The organism is Streptomyces durbertensis (assembly GCF_014156695.1).
Lineage (GTDB): Bacteria > Actinomycetota > Actinomycetes > Streptomycetales > Streptomycetaceae > Streptomyces > Streptomyces durbertensis.
On sequence record NZ_WMLF01000478.1, the window covers coordinates 1 to 4,002 of the forward strand.

Consider the following 4,002-nt stretch of genomic DNA (forward strand, 5'->3'; position numbering starts at 1 on the left):
GGCCCGCCCGTGCGGCGAACTCGGCGGCCTCCTCCTCCGGCCGGCCGAACAGCTTGACCAGGGTGGCGCCGGGCGCGGAGAAGCGCTCGGTCATCTGGGTGCTCATCGTCGAGTTGTGGTTGGCGGCCTCGCGGGTGAGCTGCGCCAGCCGGGTGCCCATACGCCGCGCCGGCAGGACAAAGACGGGGAGCAGGACCAGCGCCAACAGGGTGATCTGCCATGAGAGTTGGATCATCACGGCGAGCGTCAGCAGCACGGTCACCAGGTTCCCGACGACCCCCGACAACGTGTCGCTGAACGCCCGCTGCGCGCCGATGACGTCGTTGTTCAGCCGGCTGACCAGCGCCCCGGTGCGCGTCCGGGTGAAGAACGCCACCGGCTGCCGCTGCACGTGGTCGTAGACGGCGGTGCGGAGGTCGAGGATCAGCCCCTCCCCGATGCGTGCGGACAGCCAGCGGGTCACCAGCCCGATGCCGGCCTCCGCCACCGCGATGCCCGCGATCAGCACGGCCAGCATCACCACCGTGCGCTGCGCCTCCCCGGCGACGATCGCGTTCACCACCCGCCCCGCGAGCAGCGGAGTGGCGACGGCGAGCAGCGACGCGACCGTGCTGAGCAGCAGGAACAGCCCGATCAACCGGCGGTGCGGGCGGGCGAAGCGCGCGATGCGCCGCAGCGCGGCACGGGTGAAGGGACGCTGGTCGGTCGCCGTGTGTCGCGCGTTGTAGACCGCGTGCCAGGCGGTGATCTCCATCGACATTGCCGCACCTCCGTTGATTCTGTCGGTGGCACGAACATAGAAGTTGAATCGAACTTCAGGTCAAGCCCGGCCGGCGCGCCCCGCCCGGTGGCCGTGGCTCAGCGCTCGGCGTAGACGATCCACACCTGGCCCCGCGCGAACAGCATCGGCCGGCCGCCGAGCCGGGTGAACGTCGTACCGGCGCCGGGGCGCGGCCGGTCCCAGCGCGTCACGTACGCCCGCCCGTCCCGCAGCACCAGCGCCCGCCCGCTGCCCACGGTCTCGATGTACGGCGTCACCGCGCCCGTGGAGTCGGAGAAGTCCGAGGGCCGCATCGTCACGTACTGGAGGACCACCGTCGAGGCGCCCAGCTGCCGGCCGTCGGTGCCCATCGCCGGCCGGTCGTCGAAGAACGCCAACCAGCGGCGTTCCCGCGGCGACCAGGTGAAGGACGTCCGCGCCGCCCGGTACTGGACCGCCGCCTCCCTGCGCGGGAAACCGCCGGGCGGGACCGGGCCGAAGCGGAAACCGATGTCCGCGCTGTGGCTGGCGTGCGGCGCGTACGGCAGCACGTCGTCCGGCCGCACGTACAGGTTGTGCGGCGCCCGCCGGGACTGGTCGCGGAAGTACGGCCCCCGGTGCCGCTCCTGCGGCACGGCGAACACCGTGTCCCGGTCGATGTGCGGCTGGAGCTTCTTCTGCACCCCGGAGTACGCCAGCGCCGGGCGCCCGAACTGCTTCAGCAGCTCCAGATCCGACTCGCGCGTGCTGCGCACCGGCCCCACCACCGGCGGCCGCCGCGAGGAGTACACCGCCATCAGCCGGCTCAGCCCCGCCTCCACCTGCGCCACGTACACCAGGTCGGCCTCCGCGATCCCGGTGTGCGGCCGGGCCCGCACCGAGTTGTCCACCTTGACCGCGAGCACCGGGCCAGGAGTGGCGGCCAGCCCGGTGTAGGGGGACGCTGACGGTGGTGCCGCCGACGCTCCCGACGCGGCCGCTTCCGCCGCCTCCCCGGCTTCGGCCGCGGCCTCCCGGTCGGCGGGCGCGGCGACGGCACCGAGCGACAGCGACCCGACGAGCAACGGCCCCAGCAGCATCCCGACCAGCACGGCCGGCCGCCGGCCGCGCCGGACCGCCCGGCTCCGACGGGAGGAGACGGTGGGGGAGGAGTGGACGGTGTCTGATGCCATGGCTGCCGCCTTCCGGGTGCTTCCCACGGCCCCGGGGCGACGCCGCGGGGTCCATCCCGGAGCGCTACCGCGCCGGCGCGGACCGCTCACCGGAAGGGGTCCATACGACAGGCAGACATTCATACTTTCTGATGGTTGCCGGCGGCCCCGCCGGCCCACCTCTCCCCTGAGGCGGTGAGCAGCCCGTGCGCGTCGCACTCGCCCAGACCGACCCCCTGCTCGGCGACGTCGCCGGCAACCTGGCGCACGCCGAGGAACAGATCCACCAGGCCCACTCCCAGGGCGCCGACCTCGTCGTCTTCCCCGAACTCAGCCTCCACGGCTACCACCTCGGTGCGCTCGGACGCCGCGACGACCTCGAATCCCTCGACACACGCGACCCGCGCCTGCTCGCCCTCTCCACCCACGGCCCCGACGTGCTGCCCGGCTTCCACGAGCTCACCAGCGTCCGCGCCTACAACACCTCCGCCTACTACGCGCGCGGCGAGCTCGTCCACGCGCACCGCAAGCTCTACCTGCCGACCTACCTCGCCTGGGAGGAACGCAAGCACGTCAGCCCCGGCCAGGCCCTCCGCGCCTACGACCTCCCGCACCCGGCCGGCGGCCGCGGCGCCACCCTCGTCTGCAACGACGCCTGGCAACCAGTTCTCCCCTGGATCGCCGTCCAGGACGGCGCCGAGATCATCTTCATCCCCACCAACAGCGCCGCCAGCCTCGACCCCGAGGCCATGGACACCACCCTCTACTGGGACACCCTGCTCGCCTACACCGCCAAGATGCTCCAGGCGTGGGTCGTCTTCGTGAACCGCGTGGGGAACGAGCACGGCGCCACCTTCTGGGGCGGCTCCCGCGTCGTCGACCCCCGCGGCAACGTCATCGCCCAGGCGCCCCGGTGGGAACCGGCCCTCCTCACCGTGGACGTCGACGTCCACGAGGCCCGCCGCGCCCGCCGCGCCGTCCCCCTCGTCGCCGAAGCCCGCCTCAGCCTCATCGACCGCGAAGTCCGCCGCCTCATAGAAGAAGGCGGCGACACGTAGGCGCGCGGCGCGCCGCGTCTACGTGCCCGGCGGCCGATCGCACCGCACGGGAGGCGCGATTCAGACGCTCGCCGAGACCGCTGACTCGGCCTCACATTCGACCCGCCCGGTGGGCGAGTCACGCGAGGGGCGGCGCAGCCACAGCAGGGCCATCGTCACGACCCCCACCGCCGGCAGCAGCCAGCGGCCCGCGCCCGGCGGCAGCGCGCCCGCCGCCAGACCGGCCAGCGCGCCGCTGAGCTGGAGCGCCAACGACTGCACCGACAGCGCCGTCGCCCGCCCCCGGCTCTCCACCCGCCGGTGCAGCAACTCGTTCTGGTTCGGCCCGGCCGCGCCCAGCGCCAGATAGACCAGCCCGTACCCGGCGGCGGCCGCCGCCAACGCGGGCGGCCCACCCCACCACGTCGTGCACCCCAACACCACCAACCCGGCCGTCATCACCGCCAACGCGACCGACACCGCGCGCTCCCCGCTCCCCGCCACCCGCGCCAGTCGCGGCGCGAGATGACTCCCGACCGCCGTGCACGAGAACCCCGCGCACGCCAGCAACGCGAACAGCACCGCCCCCGACTCCGCCGCACCGGTCAGCTCCGCCGCCCGCCCCGGCGTCAGCAGCTCGATCACCGCCAGCGCCCCGCCGAGCGCCGCCGCCGTCAGCAGCACCCGCCGCACCACCACGTCGCCCCGCCCCAGCCGCAACCCGCCGACCATCGTCACCGGCACGTCCCGCAGCACCCCGCGCAACGTCGCCGGCGCACGCGGCGGCTCCGGCAGCGCCAGCAGCACGTACGTCACGTACCCCACCCCGATCAGCGCGCCCAGCAGCGGCGGCACCGACAGCGGCAGCACCACCCCCGCCGTCACCTCCACCAGCCGCGCGCCCAGGTCCGGCCCGAGCCCGAGCAGCCACGGCAGCCCGCCACCGCACACCGTGCCCACCGCGAGCGCGACCGCCGTCGCGGTGTTCCCCCGTGCCAGCCCGGTCCGCAACTCCGCGCCCGGCCCCTCCGCCGCCTGCGCACTGTCCACGTAC

The 4,002-nt window shown here is 74.3% G+C and carries 4 protein-coding genes; 1 reads left to right on the forward strand and 3 read right to left on the reverse strand.

The features are described from left to right. Together GL263_RS22950 and GL263_RS22955 are read right to left on the reverse strand one after the other, a co-directional pair. The coding region (locus tag GL263_RS22950) for an ABC transporter transmembrane domain-containing protein (RefSeq protein WP_267132791.1) at nt 1–760 on the reverse strand (760 nt) is incomplete at its 3' end. Nucleotides 761–858: 98 nt separating this feature from the next. Continuing rightward, nucleotides 859–1,932 (reverse strand): DUF3048 domain-containing protein, encoded by a 1,074-nt coding sequence (locus tag GL263_RS22955; RefSeq protein WP_182857653.1) that lies wholly within the window; start codon nt 1,930–1,932, stop codon nt 859–861. 185 nt (nt 1,933–2,117) lie between these two features. Here GL263_RS22955 and GL263_RS22960 point away from each other — a divergent pair, with 185 nt between their 5' ends. Continuing rightward, nucleotides 2,118–2,969, forward strand: coding sequence for a nitrilase-related carbon-nitrogen hydrolase (locus tag GL263_RS22960; protein ID WP_182857654.1), 852 nt, complete (start codon nt 2,118–2,120; stop codon nt 2,967–2,969). A gap of 60 nt (nt 2,970–3,029) precedes the next feature. Here the strand turns inward: GL263_RS22960 and GL263_RS22965 are convergent. Further along, on the reverse strand, nt 3,030–4,002 hold a 973-nt coding region (locus GL263_RS22965), incomplete at its 5' end, for an MFS transporter (RefSeq protein WP_182857655.1).